Origin of the sequence: Photorhabdus noenieputensis (assembly GCF_018448935.1) — a bacterium.
Classification (GTDB): Bacteria; Pseudomonadota; Gammaproteobacteria; order Enterobacterales; family Enterobacteriaceae; genus Photorhabdus; species Photorhabdus noenieputensis.
Map to the genome: position 1 here is coordinate 1 of NZ_RCWC01000157.1, position 696 is coordinate 696.

Here is a 696-nt window from a genome sequence, read left to right on the forward strand (position 1 = left end):
TCACCTTCTTTCTGGATAATCCTCTGGCGCTCAGCGATCTATTTTATCTTTCCGGTGGCCGCGATATTCACGCGTCTGCCGGCAAGGGCAGCCAAAATGACACGCTCTATTACTCTCTGCCCTTCGGTTACTGGATGGCGAGCGTGACAGCCAGTCATTACGATTATACCCAGACGATAGCCGGGCTGAATCAGGCGATCCAATACCGGGGCAAAAGTCAAAACCTGGCGGTCCAGCTTAGCCGGGTGCTGCATCGTAACGCTGACCAAAAAACCCTGCTTAACGGTGAAATTTATCGCCGGACTTCGCGCAATTTTATTGATAAGACCGAAGTTGATGTTCAGCGCCGGGAAACCGCAGGCTGGAAGCTGGGGCTGTCCCATCATCACTTTATCGGCAGCGCGACGCTGGATACCCGGGTGACTTACCAGCAAGGTATGCGCTGGTTTGGCGCGCAGCCTGCGCCGGAAGAGTACCGCAATGAAGGGACCGCCTTACCCAAAATCACCCAATTCTCGGCGACGCTTGCCGGGCCGTTAACGCTGTTTTCTCAGCCCTTTTCTTATCAAACCCAGTATTTGCGTCAGATAAGCGCCAGCCCATTGACGCCCCAGGATCGCTTCTCGATTGGCGGTCGCTGGACGGTGCGCGGCTTTGATGGCGAGCTGACCTTATCCGCTGATCGGGGTTGGTACA

Annotated in this window: 1 protein-coding gene; it reads left to right on the plus strand. The window is 55.3% G+C overall.

All coding sequences use genetic code 11. From position 1 onward, the window contains the following. Positions 1-696: ShlB/FhaC/HecB family hemolysin secretion/activation protein (locus EAE91_RS23625; protein ID WP_244869032.1), on the plus strand; the 696-nt coding region annotated here is incomplete at both ends.